The following is an 18,995-nucleotide window of genomic DNA, read 5'->3' on the forward strand; positions in this document are numbered from 1 at the left end:
GCACAGGTCGTATTATCAGTCAGCCGGATTCAGGCGCGCGAACGTGCCGGCGCGGATCTCCGTAGTGCCGAAGACCGCCCACGAGAAAATCCACTTTGAAGTGTTTCCGGATCATCCTGTGGCAGCAATGATCGCAGAGAGCGCCCTCTTGAAGAGTTCGGTTGTCTTAACGTTCACCTATTTTGACAAGCGCAACACGCATTCGCTGTGCGCAGTTGCGAGGGTTCATGAAAACAACCCGCTATCTTGCCGCCGGCTAACGCGGTGCGACACGCAGCCCGGCGGCATCGAAGAGATGCATGCGCTCCGGCGGCAGAGCGAGGTTGATCGGCGGCCCTTGCGATTCAACGCCCTGCTGCTTGAGAACGGCGATAAGTTTGCTGTCGCCGGCAATGGTGGCGTGGACAACTGTTTCCGGTCCCAACGCCTCGGCCAGCGTTACCCGCGCTTCCACCGATCCCTTGCCGCCATTCGAAAGTTGGATGTCGTGTGGCCGGATGCCAAGCGTCGCGTCGTCTCCCGGTTTCAGCGCGACCCCGTCGGCGGCGATCGAGGCCGACAGCCCGCCTGGACCTTCGACACGCACCTCGGCGCCGCTTGCCGAACGCACCTTCACTGGCAGCAGGTTCATCCGCGGCGCGCCGATGAAGCCGGCGACGAACAGGTTGGCCGGCGCGTTGTAGAGATCGAGCGGCCGGCCGACCTGTTCGATCCGCCCCGAGCGCATGACCACGATGCGGTCCGCCAGCGTCATCGCCTCGATCTGGTCATGGGTGACGTAGATCATCGTGGTTGCCAGCCGCCGGTGCAGGCCCGCCAGTTCAGCGCGCATGGTGATGCGCAGTTCGGCATCGAGGTTGGACAGCGGTTCATCGAGCAGAAAGGCGGTCGGATTGCGCACCACCGCACGGCCGATCGCCACGCGCTGCTTCTGACCGCCCGACAATTGGCCGGGCCGGCGGTCTAGATAGGGAGCAATTTCCAGCATGCGCGTCGCTTCCGTGATCCGCGCGTCGATCTCGGCCTTCGGCATACGAATGTTTTCAAGCCCGAAGGCGAGGTTCTGGCGCACGCTCATGTGCGGGTAGAGCGCGTAAGACTGGAACACCATCGCCAGACCGCGTTGCGCGGCCGAAACGTTGGTGACGTCGACCCCGTCGATCTCGACCTTGCCGTCGGTCGGCCGATCGAGTCCGGCAATCAACCGCAGCAGCGTGGACTTGCCGCAACCCGACGGGCCGACGAGGACCAGCATCTCGCCGTCACCGACGTCGAGGTTGATACCGTGCAAGATCTTCATCTTGCCGTAAGCGCGATCGATGTTGGTCAGCGTTATCCGTCCCATGACATCCTCACTTCAGCCCCGTGCCGGCAATGCCGGAGGTGATGTAACGCTGCAGGAAGACGAAGACGAGGACGACGGGGATCATCGTCACCACGGTCATCGCCAGGATGTAGTGCCACTGCACGTTTAGCTGGCCGGCATAGGTGTTGAGGCCGACCTGGAGTGTGTAGAGTTCCTTGCGCGACAGCACCACCAGCGGCCACAGAAAGTCGTTCCAGCGCCAGACGACCGAGAAGATCGCCAGCACGGCGAGCGCCGGTGCTGCAAGCGGCAATACGATGCGCCAGTAGATCTGCCATTCGGAAGCGTTGTCCATGCGCGCCGCATCGAGCAGCTCGTCGGGGATGGTCAGCATATATTGGCGCAGCAGGAAGACGCCGGTTGGCGTCGCCACGGTCGGCAAGATCACGCCCCACAGCGAATCGAGCAGTCCGACGGCGCCCACCACCGAATAGAGCGGCACCAGGATGACCGACAGCGGCACCATCAGCGTACCGACGATCACAAGCATCGTCAGATCGCGACCGCGGAACTTGTATTTCGACAAGGCGAAGGCGGCCATCGAATTGGTGAGCAGCGTGATCAGCGTTGCCATTGCCGTCACAAAAACCGAATTGCGCAGATAGCGCAGGAAGTCGAAATGGACGAAGGGCTCGGTGTAATTCTCCGTCGCGAAGCCGATTTCGCGCACCGGCTGCCGGTCGGCGATGTTGACCTTCACGATATCGTTCGGCGCCTGCGGATCCATCATTTGCGCCACGATGCCGATGCGCCGCACCTCGGCCAGCACCTTGGTCGAACCATCCGGCAACTTCACCCTGTAGAGGGTCAGCGGCTTGTCGTAACCTTCGACCCTCGCGTGTTGGCTGACATAAGGCATTATGGTCGGCGGGAACTCGGCGAGCTGTGCCGGCGTCTTGAATGACGAACCCACCAGCCAGACGGCCGGGCCGAACATGATGACAACGCCGCCGAGCAGCCACAGCCAGCTCACGATATCCGTCCAGTGCCAGCCGCGACCGCCGCACCGGCGGGTCAGGAATGTCACGACCCGGCTCATTCGCGGGCTCCTTTCCGCTCACCCCGGCGTCCGACCTGCAGCTGAACCAAGGTCAGCACGACCAGCACCAACCCCATCAGGATCGAAGCCGCCGAAGCCAGCCCCGGATTGCGCAACAGGGAGGCGAAGCCGATCTCATAGATGTACTGCGTGATATAGAGGGTCGAGGTTCCCGGCCCTCCACCCGTCAGCACATAGACCTCGTCGAAGATCTGCACGGCGCGGATCAGCGCCAGTACGATGACGACAAGCAGATTCGGCATCAGCAGCGGCAGCGTGATGCGCCAGAACACCCGCGCCGGCTTCGTGCCGTCCATCTCGGCCGCTTCGTAAAGGTCGCGCGGGATCGCCTGCAATCCGGCAAGCAAGATCAGCGTATAGAAGCCCATATGTGCCCAAACCGAAACGCTGACCGCGGCGGTGAAAGCCCAGAAGCGGTCTGTCAGCCAGTTGTGCGGCTCGCCGCCCAGATCATGGACGATCAGGTTGAGCAGGCCCTGGCGCTGCAGGATCCAACGCCAGATCAGGCCGGTGACGACGGGCGACAGCAGCACCGGAAAGAAGAACACCGCGCGCCAGAAGCTGCGCCCGACGATCTCGCGGTTGAGGATCAACGCTGTCGCCATCGACACGACCGTCATCAGCGCCACCTGCACGACGACGAACAGGCCGGTATTGTGCACGGCCTTCCAGAAGAGATCCTTGTGGCAAGTGGCAGTGTCCAGGTAGTTGCCGCAATCGAGCAGGCGCTGATATTGCTCGAGCCCAACATAGGTTCGGTCCTGCAGGAAGTAGGCCGTTCCCGACGTGGCCGAATAGAAGAAGTTGATGATCATCGGCACCAGGACGAAAATGCCGAAGATCGCCATGTTTGGGGCGAGGAAGAACGCGGCCATGCCGCCGGTGCCCGTCGCTCGCTGCCAGAACTTCAGCGGCACGTTGACGATCGACGCCAGCCACACGACCGGCGCCGCGAGGGCGGCGCCAATCCATGCCTTCAGTGTCGCGGCGGCGATCACTTCGCCTCGGCAACCTTGTCGGCGATATCCTGGTCGATCCTGCCCCAGGCATCGTCGAGGCTGAGCTCGCCGGCCATCACCTGGCTGACGCGCGTCACCAGCGCGGCGAAGTAAGCGTTGGCCCACTTCCACGGCGGCAGCGCATCGGCCGCCGGCAGGGTTTCACCCGCCGCCTTGACGAACTTGTCGAGCGCCGGACCGACGTTCTTGTCGGCAGAAACCCATTTCAGCCCGCCCTTGTCTACGACGCCCGTGTGCGCGGGCAGAAACAGCGTGCGCTCGCTGAACTCTTTTACCACGTCTTCACGGGCTAGATAATCCATGACCTTGGCGACGTCCTTGGGGTTCTTCGTGTATTTGATGGCGACCAGCGCCGCGCCGCCCTTCACGCCCGAACAGCCTGCGGTACCGCAGGGCGAGCCGGTCGCCACCCAGTCGAAACTATCGCCGATCTTGGTCGATAGATTGGCGACCTGCCAGCTACCCGAATAATAAAACGGGATCTGGGCGTTGATGAAGTCGTCGGCGGCCGCGCGATAGGTCGAGCCTGCCGCCGAAACCCAGGTATCCTTCAGCATCAGGCCCTTGGCGGTCCAGTCGACGAGCTTGCCGACGAAAGCCTTGGTGCCGTCGTCCACTTTCGCCGGCATGCCATCGGGGCCGATATAGTTCGCTCCGAAGGAGACATTCGGACCCGAAATGCGGTGGCCGGAACGGTCGATGGCGAAGGCAGCCGGAAGCTGCTGGCTCTTCGCCACCTCGGCGGCGGCGTTGATCCAGTCGTCCCAGGTCGCCTTGTCACCGGGCAGCGGCACGCCGGCCTGTTCGAACAGCGTCTTGTTGGCGAAGCCGCCGGTGAGCGTGAGCTGGGTCATGAAACCCGGGATGGCGTTGGAGCCGTCGGGGCGCATCCAGTCCAGCGTATCAGCGAAATTGTCCTCCCAATATTTCGGATCGGCCACCAGTGGCCTGAGATCGAGCCAGTGCTGGGCAAGCTCCTTGATGTTTGTGACGCGGGCGATGTCCGGACCCTGGCCGGCTTCGAGCTGGATGGGCAACTGCTCCTGGATCACCTTGTAGGCGACGTTGTCGAGCGTGACGTGGATGTCGGGATTGTCCTTCATGAAGCGGTTCAGAATGTCCTGGATGACATCGCCCTCGACACCGTCCGAATACCACATGATGCGCACGTCGCCGGCAAACGCGCTGGTCGATGCGAGCAGGCTGACCGATAGCGCGGCCAGCAAAGTGCGGGTCTTATTCATGCTTCGTCTCCTCCTTTAGCGGGGCGGCGCCCCGATGGTTCAAGCCTGCTACGCCCTCCTCCTCTTGAGCGTCGCAGCCGATCTCCTCCCTACTCTCTGTGCTTCATGCGCATCGCCTCACCGCGCACGGTCCAGTTGGCCGGATCGAGTGTACGTCCCTCAGCCACGATCCTTGCGTCGGCGAGGAAATGCACCGTGCCGTATTCCGGATCCTCGACGATCAACTCGCCGTCGGGACCCGACCGCACCGACAGGTCCCCAAAAACGGCAGTCCAGGCGTCGAGGGCCGGCCGATTGGCATTCCGGTCACCGAGGCGAACGATCCATGTCGTCCTGCGTCCCGCCGCCCGCAGCTCGTTGCCGGCGGTCGGGCCGGCCACTACCTGCATGAGCGGCACATCCGTCTTCAGCATGACGAAGGCGTCGCCCGATTGCGCGAACGCCCGATCGCCACCCACTTGCACGGCATCGAAGGCACGTGCGGGGAACCAGGCGTGCGTGAAGTCGGGCTGTTCATCCGAGCAGGAGAAGCTGACGACTGCGAGGTCGCGGTATTGGTGAAGCCGGGGCAAAGTGCCTGAGCCACCCCAATATGATGGTCTGCCATATCCCGACTGCAGCACTTCGCCGGGGTGGTTGATCCAGATCTGCGCATCCGGATTCTTGCCCAGCCGGGCGTGAATGACGGTCTCCTGATAACCCCATTGGTTCCAGCGGTAGCCAGCGGCGCTGCCCATCGCATGGTCGCGCGTCTTGTAGTGGTAGAGCCGCGCGATGCGATCTTGTCCCTGCGCAAAAGTCCATTCCCACGCCGTATCGTCGGTGAGGGAAGCAATTGCTGCCAACCCGTCCGGAAGGCTCAAATCGTGATCCCGCAGGCACAATGCCAGCTGCGGCAGCGCGTGAAAGCGCATGCCGTAGTTGCCCTTGCCCCAAAGCATGCGGCAGATGCCGGATAATTCCAGGGAACGCGCGGCGCGCAGCGTGTGCTCATAGGAGCGGCCCTGCGCCCCGGTGAGGATGCCGCGATGCGCCGAGCGGGCGACGATTTCAAGCAGGCGTATGATTGCCTTGCCGGCACGTTCGGCGATGTCCTTGTCCGGGGCCAGCGCGTAGAGCGCGCACAGGCCCTTGAGGTCGATCGGGAAATAAGGCGCCGAGTTGAACTCGGCCATCTCCCATGCCTCGAAATGGTCGAGCCAGGCGCGTACACGCGCGGCTCCAACCGCGGACTGTTCGCGGCCAAGGCGGCCCGACCGCACGAACCGCACATCAGGCAACAGGCCCCCGGCAATATAGGCGGCGGTGTGGAAGAGCAGCGCGTGGTTCTCGGAGAAGTACCACTGCACATCATTGCCGGGCTCGTCCATCCAGTAGCGATAGCCGAGGATGGCGTTGTCGACGCGCGCGCGCAGGCTCGCTTCCAGCCGATCGCCATAGGCCTTGCGGCACCACAGCAGCGGCACCAGGATAAAGTCGGCGCAATCGTGACAATCCTCGATCGCCGGCAGCGTGCCGGAGATCATGGCGTCGGTCTCGGCGCCCTGCCGCCCGATCGCCAGGCGCGCCAGCGCGCGCACCGTATCGGCCTCGGCGTGACCGGCGACCTCGCGCAGGGCTTCATCTATCCGCGCGGTAAGCGTTTCCGGCGCATCGCCCTGACGGCGCGCGTGGCATATCTCGACGCCGAAGATACGCGATACGGCATGGTCTGCGACCGTCAGCGCTACCTTGAAATGGCGAAAGTCGGCCGGCAGCTGCTCGGTATCGGCGATCGGCAGCCGCGTCTGGCCCGCCGGCAGATGGAAGGCGAAGCGCACCGGCGTCTCGATCGACATGAAATCGCCTTCGATCTCGATCTCGACTTGCGCGTCGCGCGGCAGGGCCACGCCGGTGACGAGCGCCACCTCGCCGCCGTCATAGGCGGGACGGTCGAAATGCATGGCGTCAAGGGCTGCTTCCATCGCATCGGCAACGCCGCTCTCGACTTCGATCGGCAGTGCCACCGAAGCAGCCGGACCGGATAGATAATCGAGCTGGAAATAGTAGCGGGCGTCGCGCTCGGCGAGATCGTCGAACCACACGCGGATGTCGTTACGGCCGGCCCGCAGCGCGATCTTGAAATGCTCGGCACTTTCCAGGTTGCGGCCGTAGGGCGCCATCCAGCCGGCTTCCTCGCCATTGGCAAAGAGTGTGGCGCCGCCGCATGTGCGCAGCCGCACCAGCGCCTCGCCAGCCGAGGCCGCCTCGATGGTGGTCTCGGCCCAGGTTCCAAGCACCGTCGGCCGGAACCAGAAGCCCGATAGGTCGATGCGCGGCGAGGCGAAGGGCAGCCAGATGCGCTCGGCGCCGAATTCGGCGCTGACCTGTGGTCGCTTGCCGCGTCGTTCCCCTGCGAACTGCGTGCGGCACGGATATTCATGGGGAATGAAATTCTTGTGCTTGGTCAGGAAGAAGAAGGGATCCATCTCGCCTTGCATAGGCTGGTCGGCCACGTCGTAGCGTTGCTCGGCGATAGACCCGAGCCGCCAATAGACGATTGGCTGCCCCGCCATGAGCGGCCGGCGCAGCGTAAAATCCGTGCGAACGCTTTGCGCGGCCTCGCTCATCGCAAATCCTTCACGGCAACTGGATCGACATCGGTGTAGGCCTGGTTCTCGCCGGTCATGCCCCAGACGAAGGCATAGGGGCCGGTGCCGGCACCCATATGGATAGACCAGGCAGGCGACAGGACGACGTCGCCGTCGGCGACCATCAGGTGGCGCGTCTTGTCTGGCCGGCCCATCAGATGGATTACACGGTCGGCCTCGGCGAGGTCGAAATAGCAATAAGCTTCCATGCGCCGCTCATGCAGATGCGGCGGCATGGTGTTCCACACACTGCCCGGCGCGAGGTCGGTGATCCCCATCAGCAAGAGGCAGGACGGGGCCACTTCGGGATGGATGTACATACGCAGCGTGCGCCTGTTCGCACGGGCCTCCTCGCCGAGCACAAGCGGCCTGGCTTCGCTGCTGACGATGAGACGGTGCGCAATATCGGCGCCAGCCGGCACCGAGTTCATGTAGAAGCGTGCCGGCCTCTCCGGATCGTCGCTCTCCAGCGTCACCTCACGCGCTCCGCGTCCGACATAGACGATGTCGCGGTTAGCCACGTGAAAGCGCCGGCCGTCCACCGCGACCGTGCCATTGCCGCCGAGATTGGCGATGCCCATCTCGCGCGCGTCAAAGAAGAGCGGGGTGCCGACTTCGGCCCCGTTGCCGAATGCCAGCGGGTTGGCCAGCGGCACCGCGCCACCGACGATCATGCGGTCGACATGGGTGTAGACGAATTCGATCGCGCCAGGCCGGAACAAGCCGTCGACGAGGAACTCGGCCCTCAGCCGGTCCGTGTCCATGCCGGCAATATCGCCCGGCGACGCGCCATAGAGCGTCCGCATCATGCCGCCTCCACCTTCGACTGCAGATGCCGCGCCCCTTCGGTCAGGCACAGAATGGCCAGCGCCTGCCCGTAGCCCGTCGGATGGATGGGTATATCGCGATAGAACTGCAGGTCGGCGCCCATGCGTGTGCCATAGGACACGTTCGCCACCACACCTTTGTCATCGATGTTGGCCACCACGGCTTCCAAGGCGCGGAGGCCGGCGGCACGGCACTCTGTCGAGCCGATTCCGAGCCGCGCGGCCTTCATCAACCCGTAGCCGAAGCCGGCCGTGGCGGAAATCTCCTCGTAAGATGTCGGGTCGTCGAGCAGAGTGTGCCATGCGCCCGAACCTGCCTGCACCTCGAGCAGGGCGTTGATCTGCGTGTCCAGCACGCCGAGCAGATAGGCCCGGACCGAAGGTGCAATTTCGGCGAACTCCACCAGTTCCAGGATGCCGACGGTAATCCAGGCATTGCCTCTCGCCCAACGCGCGCGGGCGAAATTGTGCCGTCCCGCGAACGTCCAGCCGTGAAACCACAGCCCTGATGCCGGGTCAGCGAGATAACGGGCGTGGACCAGGAATTGCCTTTCTGCTTCCTCGACGAAGCGACGCTGGCCGGCAGCCTGGCCGTAGGATGCGAGGAACAGCGCCACCATGAACAGCGTGTCGTCCCACAATTCGTCGTCGTTGACCCGGTCCGAAACATCATGCTGGAAACCGCCTTCGGGCGTCCGCGGCAAGGCGGTGGCCACCCGCTCGGACCATTCGCGCAGCACCGGCTCGAAGCGCGGCTGGCGCCGGCGCCGCCACAATTCGCTTAGCGCCAAAAGGGGCGCGGTGGTGTTGACGTTCATCGCAGGGAGACCGGCAGCGATGCGTCGGTCGTACCAGGCCTCGATCGTCTGCAGCAGCCGATCGTCGCCGGTCTGCGCCCACAGCCGAACCAGCCCGTAGAGCCCGACGCCTTGCGGCCATTCCCAGCTGTCGAAGCTGACATAGTCGCCCGGCGTGCCGTCGAGATTCGGCTCATGGAACCGCCCGTCATGACGCAAGCCGGTCATGCCCGCCACGAGGCTGGCAAGCGCGGAATTCAGGCGTTCGGCCGATAGCGGCATCACTCCTCCCGTTTCTCCCGCTTCATCAGAACTGTTTCACAGCCATTTTTCTTGCGCAATCTGAAAATTTTTTGCATTAATCGGATGACTTTGCCGGAGACGACGGAGCGGATGAATATCCAGGGCAAGCGCGGCCGCCCCAGCCGCCGCATTCGACTTGAGGAGATCGCGGCGCGTTGCGGCGTGTCGGTCAGCACCGCCTCCCGTGCGCTGAGCGGTGTCGGCGGCGTGAGGGACGAGCTTCGCACCAGGATCATCGAAACGGCGAAGTCGATGAACTATGCCATTCCCGCCTCGGTTGCCGGCCGCAAGGTCATCCTGGCCGCAAGCAGCGTGGCAATGGTGGACAGTGCCCGCAATCAGTTCACCTACCATGTCCTTGATGGACTCAACGAGCGCGCCCGGTTGCTGGGCGTCGAACTCGTGACCCGGCCGGTTTCGGCGCCCGAGGACGAAATCGCGCTGCTGGGTGAATCCGAGCGCGACGACAGCGTCGCCGGCTGCCTGTTTCTGACGCTGGACGATGACGATGTGCTGACGCTGACAGCCGGATTCGCCAAGCCGATCGTGCTCGTCAACGGCGACGATCCCTCGATGCGCCATTCGAGTGTGACGCCCTGCAATCGCTCTGCCGCCATGCTTGCGGCGCAGCATCTGATCGGCCTCGGCCACCGCCGCATCCTGTTCCTGATGCGGCGTGGCCGGCGCACGATCGAGCGGCGTTATGAAGGTTGGCGCGACGCGCTGATCACGGCCGGCATTGCCGGCTTCGACGACTTCGTGGTCGAGGTGCAGGACTGGCTGCCGGAACTTGCGAGCAGGGCCGTGACCGAGCGCATCGCGGCCCGTGGCCTCGATTTCACCGCCGTGCTGACGGCCGGCGACAGCTTGGCGTTTGGTGCCATCGCCGGCGTCCAGGAGGCCGGATATTCGGTGCCTGGCGATGTGTCCGTGGTCGGTATGGACGACTTGCCGCTCGCTGCCTTCTGCAACCCGCCGCTGACGGCGATGCACATTCCCATGCGCGAGATCGGATCGGCGGCGCTTAGCCTGCTGCTCGACGATATGGCCCATTCGGGGTCGCCGCCGCGTCGCGTCGAACTTGCCTGCAATCTCGTGGTGCGCCAGTCGACGGCACCAGCCCGAAGCGGCGCCGGCGGTCATCAACTGGCCTCTTGAGCGCGCGACTTGCCGCCAGCAAAGAGCAGCGGCAAACCCTCTTGCGTCTGCAGTTCAAGGACACGTCCAAGCAGGATCATATGGTCGCCAGCCGGGAAGCGGTCGGCGACGCTGCATTCGAACCGCGCCAGTGCGCGCGGCAGCAATGGCACGCCGTGCTCGCTCCACGACAGGTCAAGATCGGCAAAGTCCGTCCCCGACTTCGAAAAACGCCAGCACAGATCGATTTGATCTTCCGCCAGCACGTGAATGGCGTAGTGCGCGGAATTGGCGAAGGCTTCGAACCGGCGCGAGTGGCGGCCGATAGACCAGAGCACCAGCGGCGGATCGAGCGACACGGATGAGAAGCTGTTGGCAGTGATTGCGACCGGGCCGTCGGCCGTGCCTGTGGTGACGACCGTGACGCCGGTGGCGAAGCGCCCGAAGGCATTGCGCAAAAGGCGTGGATCGCACACGACATGCTCCATCAGCGGCGCTCCCCCGTTCCCAATGGTGTCGCCGGGGTCCGTTCCGGCACACGGCCATAGGCGTGCGGGAGCGAGCATGTCTTGAGCTGGGGCAACACCTTGGTGCCGAAATGACGCGCCTCGTCGAGATGCGGGTAGCCGGAAAAGATGAAGGCGCGGATCCCCATCTTCATATACGTCTCGATTTCCGACAGAACCTGATCGGCCGAGCCCACGAGCGCCGCGCCGCAACCAGAGCGCGCCCGCCCGACGCCCGTCCACAGATGCGGCTCGACATAGCCTTCGGCATCGGCGATCTGGCGGTTCCTGGCCTGGTGCGATACGCCGAGCGATCGGGCGTCGAGCGCGCGCTCGCGGATCGCCCTGCCCTGCTCGTTGTCCAGCTTCGAAACCAGCTCCCGGGCAAATTCCTTTGCCTCGGCCTCGGTATCGCGCACGATCATGTGGACGCGCAGGCCGTAGTCGAGCGTCCGCCCATGGCGCTCGGCGCGTTCGTGTACGGCCTTCATGCGGCCGGCAAGTTCCTCCCTGGTTTCCGGCCACATCAGGTAGACATCGCACTGTTCGGCGCAAAGCTCGAGCGCGTCGGGCGAATAACCGCCGAAATAGAGCAGCGGGCCGCCATTTTGCTGATAGGGCTTCGCTGGCGCCGTCGAGAGTCCTTTATAGCGATAGACCTCGCCCTCGAAATCGATGCTGTCCCTGGTCCAGGCCTGGCGCAGGATCTGCACAACCTCGCGCGAACGCTGATAACGGTAGGCGCTGTCGGCTGTCTCGCCCGGAAAGTCCGACGAAATGATGTTCACCGTCAGCCGGCCTTCCAGCATGTGATCCAGCGTCGCAATCGTGCGCGCCAGCATGATCGGCTGCATCTCGCCGCAGCGCACAGCGGCTAGCAGATTGATCTTCGAGGTGATCGGCGCGCAGCCGGCTACGAAGCTCAGCGTGTCCTGGCCGACCTGATAGGACGACGGACACAAGATGTTGCGGAAACCTAGTTCCTCGGACGTCTTCACGATCTCAGAGCAATGCGCCCAGCTCGAGCGCAACGCGCCGTCCGGCACACCGAGATAGCGATAGTCGTCCGAGCAGAGTGCGGCGAACCACGAGACTTCGGCTGCATCGAGATCCGGCGAGGTGATTGGGACGATGCTCATTGCCACTCTTCAAAAAAGAAGCCCGGGCCATTCTTCAAAGAGGTCCGGAGCTGCGAATAGGGCTTGCGTAGCATTCGTTTTGGTGTAGATCAATACTGTATCAATTTGAGCCAAACCCGAAACCGGGATGCGATTGGACACCGGATGCATTTGACAAGGGCGGACCCCGGCCACCGATCCAGCCAGATGCGCGGTCCCTTGCCTGTGCACTTGCAGACCAGCGAAATGCTGATCCGCGAAATCGCGGCCGGACGGCTGGCCGACGGGGCGCGGTTGCCGCCCGAGCGCGAGATGGCCGCGAGCCTTGGGATTGCCGTCGGCACGCTCAGGAGGGCGCTGGCAGATTTGACCGAAAAGGGCCTTCTCGACCGCATCCAGGGCTCGGGTAACTATGTGCGGGCGCGCGGCGACTTGCTCGGGGTCTATGCCTTTTTTCGCCTGGAGCGCATCGGCGGTGGCGGCCTGCCGAGCGCCGACGTGCTGTCCGTCGAGCGGCTGCCCAAGCCCGCCGACCTGCCGCAATTCGGCAGCGCCGGCGAAGCCCACCGTATACGCCGGCTGCGGCGGCTCGACGGCGAGCCGGCCGCGGTCGAGGAGATCTGGCTGGACGTCAGCCGCGCCGAGCGGCTCAAGCGCGAGGATTTGTCGGAATCCCTCTATCTCCACTACCGGCTCGCGCTCGGCTTTTCGATCGTTCGCGCCGAAGACCATGTTGCCGTCGCGCCTGCGCCGGACTGGGCCCCGCTCGAATTCAGGCCAACGCCGGGGACGGTCGTGGGGTTCATAGAACGTATCGCCTGGGCTGGCGACGGCGCCAGCGCTGAATATTCCCGCAGCTGGTTCGATCCGGGCGCGGCGCGGTACGTCACGCGTTTCAGATAGGCCGGAGGAAGACGCAGCGTGACCAGATCATCGATCGGCTACGGCATCATCGGCTGCGGCATGATGGGCCGCGAGCATATCCGCAATGTCGCTCTGTTGCCCGACGCGCGTGTGGCCGCGATCTTCGAGCCGGACCCCGGCATGTTGGCGGCGTCGCTGGCGACGGCGTCGGGCGCGCGATCGGCGGCAGCGATCGCCGAACTGCTGGCCATGGATGAGGTGGACTGCGTCTTGATTGCCAGCCCCAACCACCAGCACCTCGGTCAGATGGAGCAGATCGCCGCACTTCGACCACTGCCGGTACTGGTGGAAAAGCCGCTCTTCACCGAGGGCGCCGACGAGGGGCGGATCGCGGCGTTGAAAGCTCGGCTTCCGCTCGTCTGGGTGGCCATGGAATATCGCTATATGCCCCCCGTCGCCGTATTCGTCGAGCAGGCGCGCCACGCCACCGGCGGCATCCGCATGCTGACGATCCGCGAGCATCGCTTCCCGTTTCTGGCCAAGGTCGGCGACTGGAACCGCTTCAACCGCAACACCGGCGGCACGTTCGTCGAGAAGTGCTGCCACTTCTTTGACCTCATGCGGCTGATCCTCGGATCGGACCCCGTCCGCGTGATGGCGAGCGCTGGACAGGCCGTAAACCATCTCGACGAACGCTATGGCGGTGAGAGGCCGGATATCCTTGACCATGGCTATGTGCTGGTTGATTTCGCGAGCGGCGCGCGCGCCATGCTGGAACTGTGCATGTTTGCCGAGGGCAGCCGCTACCAGGAGGAACTCTGCGCTGTCGGCGGCGACGGAAAGATCGAATGTCTGGTGCCCGGACCAGGCCGTTTCTGGCCGACCCACCTTGGCCCTGCGCCAGTGCCCCAGTTGATCGTTAGTCCGCGCAATCCGCCTGGACCACGCGTACTGGAAATTGCCGTCGACCCCCGGCTGCTCGAGGCAGGCGACCATAACGGTTCGACCTATTTCGAGCACGCCCGCTTCACCGCTGCGGTGCGCGGACAAGGCAAGGTGGAAGTGACCTTGCAAGACGGCTGGTGGGCCGTCGTCATGGGTCTTGCCGCCCAGAGATCGGCCCGCGAAGGCCGCGCCATCGAACTCGCCGGTGAATTCGCGTTGCCGACCTAGGCCGACGACGCATTACCGGACCACCGAGTCAGATGCGCCGACCGGTTGCTGCGTCGAACAGATGCGCACATGCGCGGTCGATCTCGATCCGCACCCCTTCGCCTTGCTTGAGCGCAAGCCTTTCTCGGAACAGGCAGGAAATTTCTTCACCGGAGCAGTCGACCTTGGCGAAGATTTCCGAGCCTGTCGCCTCGAGAAGCGTGATCGTGCCCGGCACGCCCTGCCCGGTTGCCCGGATATGTTCCGGTCGAATGCCGTAGACGAGTTCGCGTCCCGCGGCATCCGCCGGCTGGGCGCCTTCCGGCAACGGCAGGATCAACCCGCCGGCGCTGCGGAACACGCCCTCCTCGATGCGGCCGGCAATGAAGTTCATAGCGGGCGAGCCGATGAAACCGGCAACGAAGAGGTTGGCCGGATGGTCGTAGAGGTCCAGTGGCGCGCCGATCTGCTCGACCAGGCCGTCATGCAGCACGACGATCTTGTCGGCCATCGTCATGGCCTCGATCTGGTCGTGCGTGACATAGATCGTCGTGGTACCCAGCCGCTGGTGGAGGGCCTTGATCTCGCCGCGCATCTGGACGCGCAACTTGGCATCGAGGTTGGAGAGCGGCTCGTCGAACAGGAAGACCTGCGGGTCGCGTACGATCGCGCGACCCATGGCAACGCGCTGGCGCTGGCCGCCCGAAAGCTGGCGCGGATAGCGGTCAAGCAGCTTTTCCAGGCCGAGGATGCCGGCTGCCTTCCGGACCCGGCCAGCGGTGTCGGCCGGATCGGCTCTCTTGATCTTGAGGGCAAAGCCCATATTGTCGGCCACAGTCATATGCGGATAGAGCGCATAATTCTGGAACACCATGGCGATGTTCCTGTCCCGCGCGCGCAGATTGTTGACCATACGCTCGCCGATGGCGATCTTTCCGCCGGAGATCGTCTCAAGGCCTGCGATCATGCGCAGCAGCGTCGATTTTCCGCATCCCGACGGGCCGACCAGGATGACGAACTCGCCGTCGGCGATATCGACGCTGACGTCGTGAATGATCTTGGTGGCCCCGAAGGCCTTCTCCACGTTGTTGATCGTTACCGATGCCATTGGAGCTTTCCTGGAAAAAGAGTGATGTCAGGGCGGGCCCTCAGCCGCCCTTGACGGCGCCGGCGGTCAGCCCCGCGACGATCTGCCTTTGCGCGAACATGGTCAGGATCAGCACCGGCAACGTCACCACCAGCGCCGCCGCGGCGAGCGGCCCCCAGCTCACCTGCTCGTAGGACAGCATGTTGTAGACGGCGACCGGCAGTGTGCGCGTCTCACGGCTGGCAAGCACCACGCCGAAGACGAAATTGTTCCACGAGAAGATCACGGACAGGATGAAGGCGACGACGATGCCCGGCTTGGCGATGGGCAGGGCAACCAGCCGGAAAACCTGCCAGGAGCTGGCGCCGTCGATGTTGGCCGCCTCTTCCAGTTCCATCGGCGTGGTCTCGAAATAGCCGATCATCACCCACACCACGATCGGCACCGTCACCACCAGATGGATGATGATCTGCGGCCACAGCGTGCCGAGTATCCCGATCCATTGGAACAGCAGAAACAGCGGGATGAGATAGGATAGCCCAGGCGTCATGCGGGCGATCATGATGACGACCGCCGATCGTTCAGCCTTGAGCCGTGCGATGCCATAGCCGGCCGGTACGCCGATCAGCAGCGCCAGCAAGGTCGCCGTGCCGGTCACCAGAACCGAATTCCAGAGATAGAGCAGGAAATTGTTCTCCTCGAATACCTTTACATAGTTCGACCAGGCGAAGCGTTCGGGGATCAGGATCGGCGGATAGGCACCGTTGTCGATCTCGAATTTCAGCGACAGCGAGATCATCCAGAGGAAGAACAAGATCGCCGGGGAGACGAAAACCAGGGCAGCGAAAAACAGACCGATCTGGTTGAGCAGCCGTGAACTCATCTATTTGCCCTCCGTATCGATCCACTGCGAGCGTTGGCGCAGCATCAGCAGGACAAACGACAGGGCCACGATGACAATGAAGAACACCACGGCCATGGCCGAGCCGTAGCCGATATCGTAGTAGGAGAAGGCGGTGTTGTAGAGATAGATGTTGATGGTCTCCGACGCCGTTCCCGGCCCGCCCTGGGTCATCGCGTAGATGATGTCGAAGCTCTTCAGCGCATCGATGGTGCGGATGATGACCGCGATCATCAGGAACGGCGCGATCATCGGCAGAGTGAGATAGCGGAATTGCTGCCAGGCATTGGCGCCGTCGATCTCGGCGCTTTCGAAGGGCTCGCGCGGCACCGAGGCCAGCCCGCCAAGCACGATCAGCATGACCAGCGGCGTCCACTGCCAGGTCTCGACCGCAACCAGCGACGGGATGACCGTGTTGGCGTTGAATATCCATTCCTGAGCCGGGATGCCGACCAGCGACAGCAGGTAGTTGAGCACGCCAAGCTGAGGATGGAACATCATTGTCCAAACCAGTGCGACGGCAACGGGTGTCGCCATCATCGGCATGACGAAGACGCCGCGCAGCAAGCCGCGCAGCGGAAACCTGGCATCGAAGATCAGGGCGGCCAGAGTGCCCAGCAGCATCGGCGCTGCAACCGAGAGGAAGGTGTAGGTCAACGTATGAACAAGGGATTCCCAGAAACGTGGGTCGCTGGCCAGGCGGAGATAGTTTTCCATGCCGGCAAAGCTCCGCGACTGGCCGAGCGTCCAGCGATTGACGCTCATCCACAGGGTGAAAGCCCAGGGGAAAACGATGACGGCGCCGACGACGACGAGTGCGGGGACAACGAAAGGCCAGTAGTTGGGAGCCAGCCGGATCGTCTGGCTCCCGTCGACAACCGGCATCGTCACCCCGGTCTGTTCTGGGGTGGTGGCCGACATCAGCCCTGCTCGCTCCTGTCGAGAACCGGCTGGAATTGTTCGGTGGCCTTCTTCAGCTCCGCGGCTGGATCGGCGCCGGCAATCATGTTGGTCAGCGCCACGCCATAAATGTCGCGGAATTCCGTGACGGGGATGATGACCGGCAGTGCCAGCCGACTGATATTGCCCGAGCCGACCACGGCATCAAGCCAGCTTGCCGGCATGGTGACGCCTTCGCGCACCTTGGGATCCTCCAGCACGGATTTGCGGAACGGAACGCCGGCGCCGGCCTGCAACAGCCGTGCACCCATGGTTGGCGATACCGCCCACTGGCAGAACAGATAGGCAGCCTCCTTCTTCTCGCTGGCGGCGGTAACGCCAATCCCGTCGCCGAAGGTGCCCGAGGCATGCGCCTTGGGACCCTTGGGCATCACGCCGTAACCGACCTTGCCGACCACCCTCGATTTTTCCGGATTTTCCATCGGCGGGGCAAAACCCACGCCGTCGAGCCACATGCCGATCTTGCCCTGCAGGAAGGCCGACTGTGCTTCGGCCCAGTTGAACCCGGTAACGCCCGGAGGGGCGGACTTGGTCATCAATCTTTGATAGAGCGCGGCAGCCTCGATCGCCTCGGGAGCCTCGGTGCGCAGCTTGCCCTTGTCATCTAGCGGCGTCATGTCGTAGCCGAGCATCAGCGACGTCCACACCGGCGTGTTTGCGTTCTTGAGCCCGCGGGCGACGAAGCCGTATGTATTGGTCGAGGGGTCGGTCAGCGCTTCGGCGGCTGCCACCAGTTGCTCGAAGGTCTCTGGGTATTTGAGGCCCTTGGCCTCGAACAGCTCCTTGTTCCAATACAGGATCCAGTAGTCCACCGAGAACGGTAGCGAGCGCAGCACGCCCTGGCCGTCCTTGGCAAACAGAATGCCGGCTTCGGCGAAGTCGCTTTCGACCAGCGCCGGGTCGGTGAGCGACGGATCGGCGAGATAGCCGGCGATGTCGGCCAGCCAGCCACCCTTCTCGAACTGGCGCTTCTGCACGTGGTAGCTCAGATGCACGACGTCGAAGCTCGGCTTGCCCGAGCTCAACTCGATCACCGTCTTCTGGCGCTGCTGCTGCTCGGGCGTTGCCTCGGCATTGACCTTGATGCCGGTCAGTTCCTCGAACTCGGCGAGATATTTCAGGATGGTGTCGCTGCGCGGGCTTTTCACCAGATTGACGTCAAGCGTCGTCCCGGCAAAGCGTTTCCAGTCAACGCCTGCGGCAAAGCCGGGGCGAAGCCCCACAAGGCCGGCAGCGGTTAGCGCCGCGGTTCCGGCAAGGAGTTGCCTCCTGGTTGGGTTGAACAGATTGGACGACATTTCTTCCTCCCGGTTGCTGTCGTTGTGGATGCGCCGCGAACCGCGGCGCGGCTATATTTCCTCAGATCTGGAGCGCCAGCCGGCGCGCATTGTCGATATGCAGACTGATCGCTTCAACCGCTTTTTGCGGATTGCGGCTCTCCATGGCTTCGATGACCGCCAAATGTTCGCGCATCACCGGCACCACACGACCGTCGATGCGGAAACGCTCCTGGTGGATCAGCCGGATTTTCACCGAGTTGACCAGATAGGCCTTGGCGATAATCTCGTTGCCGAGCGCATTGATGAAGGTGTCGTGCATCGCCCAGTCGATGTTCTGGGCCTTGGCTTCCATTTCCGGCGTCGGCGCCTGCCCGAGAGCTTGAGCCAGCATCTCTTCATGTTCGCGCCGCATGCGGGCAAGTTCGGCATCAGAAGCGCTGGTCGTGAATAGCGCCACTGCCTCGCGTTCCATGAACAACCGAAACTGGAACGCCTCGCGGATCAGATTGATATCGATATGCGCGATCTGCATGCCGCGCTGCGGGATGGTGGTCAGCAGTCCCTCGGCCTCGAGACGCGGGACGATCTCGCGAATGGCACCCAGCGGCAGCCCGGTGAAAGCGACCAGTTCGCGCTGTGACACGAACTGCCCCGGCCGCAGATCGCGGGCCAGCAAATGCCGCGTGAAGCTGGCATAGGCCTTCTCCCGGAGAGTGATCGGTTCGCTGCCGTCTTCCACTTAAG

Annotated in this window: 17 protein-coding genes; 3 read left to right on the forward strand and 14 right to left on the reverse strand. The window is 63.6% G+C overall.

What is annotated here, in order from left to right; translation table 11 throughout:
- Positions 1–256: 256 nt before the first annotated feature.
- From NKJ55_RS10535 to bglB, 7 genes are all read right to left on the reverse strand, one after another.
- Positions 257–1,345, reverse strand: a complete 1,089-nt coding sequence (locus tag NKJ55_RS10535; RefSeq protein WP_352449844.1) for an ABC transporter ATP-binding protein — start codon at positions 1,343–1,345, stop codon at positions 257–259.
- A 7-nt stretch (positions 1,346–1,352) separates the two neighbouring features.
- The gene (locus tag NKJ55_RS10540) at positions 1,353–2,405 is read right to left on the reverse strand and encodes a carbohydrate ABC transporter permease (RefSeq protein ID WP_352449845.1); all 1,053 of its coding nucleotides are present in this window, start codon (positions 2,403–2,405) and stop codon (positions 1,353–1,355) included.
- Complete coding sequence (locus NKJ55_RS10545) at positions 2,402–3,424, reverse strand: carbohydrate ABC transporter permease (protein WP_502904474.1); 1,023 nt, start codon at positions 3,422–3,424, stop codon at positions 2,402–2,404. The genes NKJ55_RS10540 and NKJ55_RS10545 overlap by 4 nt, the downstream gene beginning before the upstream one ends.
- The gene (locus NKJ55_RS10550) at positions 3,421–4,689 is read right to left on the reverse strand and encodes an ABC transporter substrate-binding protein (RefSeq protein ID WP_352449846.1); all 1,269 of its coding nucleotides are present in this window, start codon (positions 4,687–4,689) and stop codon (positions 3,421–3,423) included. The genes NKJ55_RS10545 and NKJ55_RS10550 overlap by 4 nt, the downstream gene beginning before the upstream one ends.
- An 89-nt stretch (positions 4,690–4,778) precedes the next feature.
- Positions 4,779–7,298 carry a hypothetical protein gene (locus NKJ55_RS10555; protein ID WP_502904475.1) on the reverse strand — a complete coding sequence of 840 codons (2,520 nt, stop codon included), beginning with the start codon at positions 7,296–7,298 and terminating at the stop codon, positions 4,779–4,781.
- Positions 7,295–8,128 (reverse strand): 5-dehydro-4-deoxy-D-glucuronate isomerase, encoded by an 834-nt coding sequence (gene kduI / locus NKJ55_RS10560; protein WP_352449847.1) that lies wholly within the window; start codon positions 8,126–8,128, stop codon positions 7,295–7,297. Before kduI ends, NKJ55_RS10555 begins: the two co-directional genes overlap by 4 nt.
- Positions 8,125–9,225 (reverse strand): beta-galactosidase BglB, encoded by a 1,101-nt coding sequence (gene bglB, locus NKJ55_RS10565; protein ID WP_352449848.1) that lies wholly within the window; start codon positions 9,223–9,225, stop codon positions 8,125–8,127. Before bglB ends, kduI begins: the two co-directional genes overlap by 4 nt.
- 111 nt (positions 9,226–9,336) lie before the next feature.
- Here bglB and NKJ55_RS10570 point away from each other — a divergent pair, with 111 nt between their 5' ends.
- On the forward strand, positions 9,337–10,404 hold the full coding sequence (locus NKJ55_RS10570) for a LacI family DNA-binding transcriptional regulator (RefSeq protein ID WP_352449849.1): 1,068 nt from the start codon (positions 9,337–9,339) through the stop codon (positions 10,402–10,404).
- On the opposite strand, the gene NKJ55_RS10575 is transcribed toward NKJ55_RS10570, so the two are convergent.
- Together NKJ55_RS10575 and NKJ55_RS10580 are read right to left on the reverse strand one after the other, a co-directional pair.
- Positions 10,389–10,871 carry a flavin reductase family protein gene (locus tag NKJ55_RS10575; RefSeq protein WP_023674185.1) on the reverse strand — a complete coding sequence of 161 codons (483 nt, stop codon included), beginning with the start codon at positions 10,869–10,871 and terminating at the stop codon, positions 10,389–10,391. The genes NKJ55_RS10570 and NKJ55_RS10575 overlap by 16 nt on opposite strands.
- A complete protein-coding gene (locus tag NKJ55_RS10580) occupies positions 10,871–12,028 on the reverse strand; it encodes an LLM class flavin-dependent oxidoreductase (RefSeq protein ID WP_352449850.1) in 1,158 nt (385 codons plus the stop codon). The genes NKJ55_RS10575 and NKJ55_RS10580 overlap by 1 nt, the downstream gene beginning before the upstream one ends.
- 225 nt (positions 12,029–12,253) lie before the next feature.
- Between NKJ55_RS10580 and NKJ55_RS10585 the strand changes: the two genes are divergently transcribed.
- Both NKJ55_RS10585 and NKJ55_RS10590 read left to right on the forward strand, forming a co-directional pair.
- Entirely contained in the window at positions 12,254–12,910 is a 657-nt protein-coding gene (locus NKJ55_RS10585; RefSeq protein WP_352449851.1) for a GntR family transcriptional regulator, read from the forward strand.
- Positions 12,911–12,970: 60 nt separating this feature from the next.
- Positions 12,971–14,044, forward strand: coding sequence for a Gfo/Idh/MocA family protein (locus tag NKJ55_RS10590; RefSeq protein ID WP_502904477.1), 1,074 nt, complete (start codon positions 12,971–12,973; stop codon positions 14,042–14,044).
- A 28-nt stretch (positions 14,045–14,072) separates the two neighbouring features.
- On the opposite strand, the gene NKJ55_RS10595 is transcribed toward NKJ55_RS10590, so the two are convergent.
- From NKJ55_RS10595 to NKJ55_RS10615, 5 genes are all read right to left on the reverse strand, one after another.
- Positions 14,073–15,131 carry an ABC transporter ATP-binding protein gene (locus NKJ55_RS10595; protein ID WP_352449853.1) on the reverse strand — a complete coding sequence of 353 codons (1,059 nt, stop codon included), beginning with the start codon at positions 15,129–15,131 and terminating at the stop codon, positions 14,073–14,075.
- Between the two features lie 40 nt (positions 15,132–15,171).
- Complete coding sequence (locus NKJ55_RS10600; protein ID WP_023674179.1) at positions 15,172–15,993, reverse strand: carbohydrate ABC transporter permease; 822 nt, start codon at positions 15,991–15,993, stop codon at positions 15,172–15,174.
- On the reverse strand, positions 15,994–16,896 hold the full coding sequence (locus NKJ55_RS10605; protein WP_352449957.1) for a carbohydrate ABC transporter permease: 903 nt from the start codon (positions 16,894–16,896) through the stop codon (positions 15,994–15,996).
- A gap of 35 nt (positions 16,897–16,931) precedes the next feature.
- Complete coding sequence (locus NKJ55_RS10610; protein WP_352449854.1) at positions 16,932–18,269, reverse strand: extracellular solute-binding protein; 1,338 nt, start codon at positions 18,267–18,269, stop codon at positions 16,932–16,934.
- A 61-nt stretch (positions 18,270–18,330) separates the two neighbouring features.
- Positions 18,331–18,990: a GntR family transcriptional regulator gene (locus NKJ55_RS10615; protein ID WP_023674176.1), complete on the reverse strand. Its 660-nt coding sequence runs from the start codon at positions 18,988–18,990 to the stop codon at positions 18,331–18,333.
- Positions 18,991–18,995: the final 5 nt, after the last annotated feature.

This window comes from Mesorhizobium sp. M0106 (genome assembly GCF_040322715.1).
In the GTDB taxonomy this organism is placed as follows: domain Bacteria; phylum Pseudomonadota; class Alphaproteobacteria; order Rhizobiales; family Rhizobiaceae; genus Mesorhizobium.

Bases quoted from the DNA above. Each gene is read 5' to 3' on its own strand.
- NKJ55_RS10580 (WP_352449850.1), bottom strand. From the start codon at position 12,028: ATGAGCATCGTCCCAATCACCTCGCCGGATCTCGATGCAGCCGAAGTC.
- NKJ55_RS10570 (WP_352449849.1), top strand. From the start codon at position 9,337: ATGAATATCCAGGGCAAGCGCGGCCGCCCCAGCCGCCGCATTCGACTT.
- NKJ55_RS10535 (WP_352449844.1), bottom strand. From the start codon at position 1,345: ATGGGACGGATAACGCTGACCAACATCGATCGCGCTTACGGCAAGATG.
- NKJ55_RS10605 (WP_352449957.1), bottom strand. From the start codon at position 16,896: ATGCCGGTTGTCGACGGGAGCCAGACGATCCGGCTGGCTCCCAACTAC.
- NKJ55_RS10540 (WP_352449845.1), bottom strand. From the start codon at position 2,405: ATGAGCCGGGTCGTGACATTCCTGACCCGCCGGTGCGGCGGTCGCGGC.
- NKJ55_RS10600 (WP_023674179.1), bottom strand. From the start codon at position 15,993: ATGAGTTCACGGCTGCTCAACCAGATCGGTCTGTTTTTCGCTGCCCTG.
- NKJ55_RS10550 (WP_352449846.1), bottom strand. From the start codon at position 4,689: ATGAATAAGACCCGCACTTTGCTGGCCGCGCTATCGGTCAGCCTGCTC.
- NKJ55_RS10595 (WP_352449853.1), bottom strand. From the start codon at position 15,131: ATGGCATCGGTAACGATCAACAACGTGGAGAAGGCCTTCGGGGCCACC.
- kduI (WP_352449847.1), bottom strand. From the start codon at position 8,128: ATGATGCGGACGCTCTATGGCGCGTCGCCGGGCGATATTGCCGGCATG.
- bglB (WP_352449848.1), bottom strand. From the start codon at position 9,225: ATGCCGCTATCGGCCGAACGCCTGAATTCCGCGCTTGCCAGCCTCGTG.
- NKJ55_RS10555 (WP_502904475.1), bottom strand. From the start codon at position 7,298: ATGAGCGAGGCCGCGCAAAGCGTTCGCACGGATTTTACGCTGCGCCGG.
- NKJ55_RS10590 (WP_502904477.1), top strand. From the start codon at position 12,971: ATGATGGGCCGCGAGCATATCCGCAATGTCGCTCTGTTGCCCGACGCG.
- NKJ55_RS10585 (WP_352449851.1), top strand. From the start codon at position 12,254: ATGCTGATCCGCGAAATCGCGGCCGGACGGCTGGCCGACGGGGCGCGG.
- NKJ55_RS10575 (WP_023674185.1), bottom strand. From the start codon at position 10,871: ATGGAGCATGTCGTGTGCGATCCACGCCTTTTGCGCAATGCCTTCGGG.
- NKJ55_RS10610 (WP_352449854.1), bottom strand. From the start codon at position 18,269: ATGTCGTCCAATCTGTTCAACCCAACCAGGAGGCAACTCCTTGCCGGA.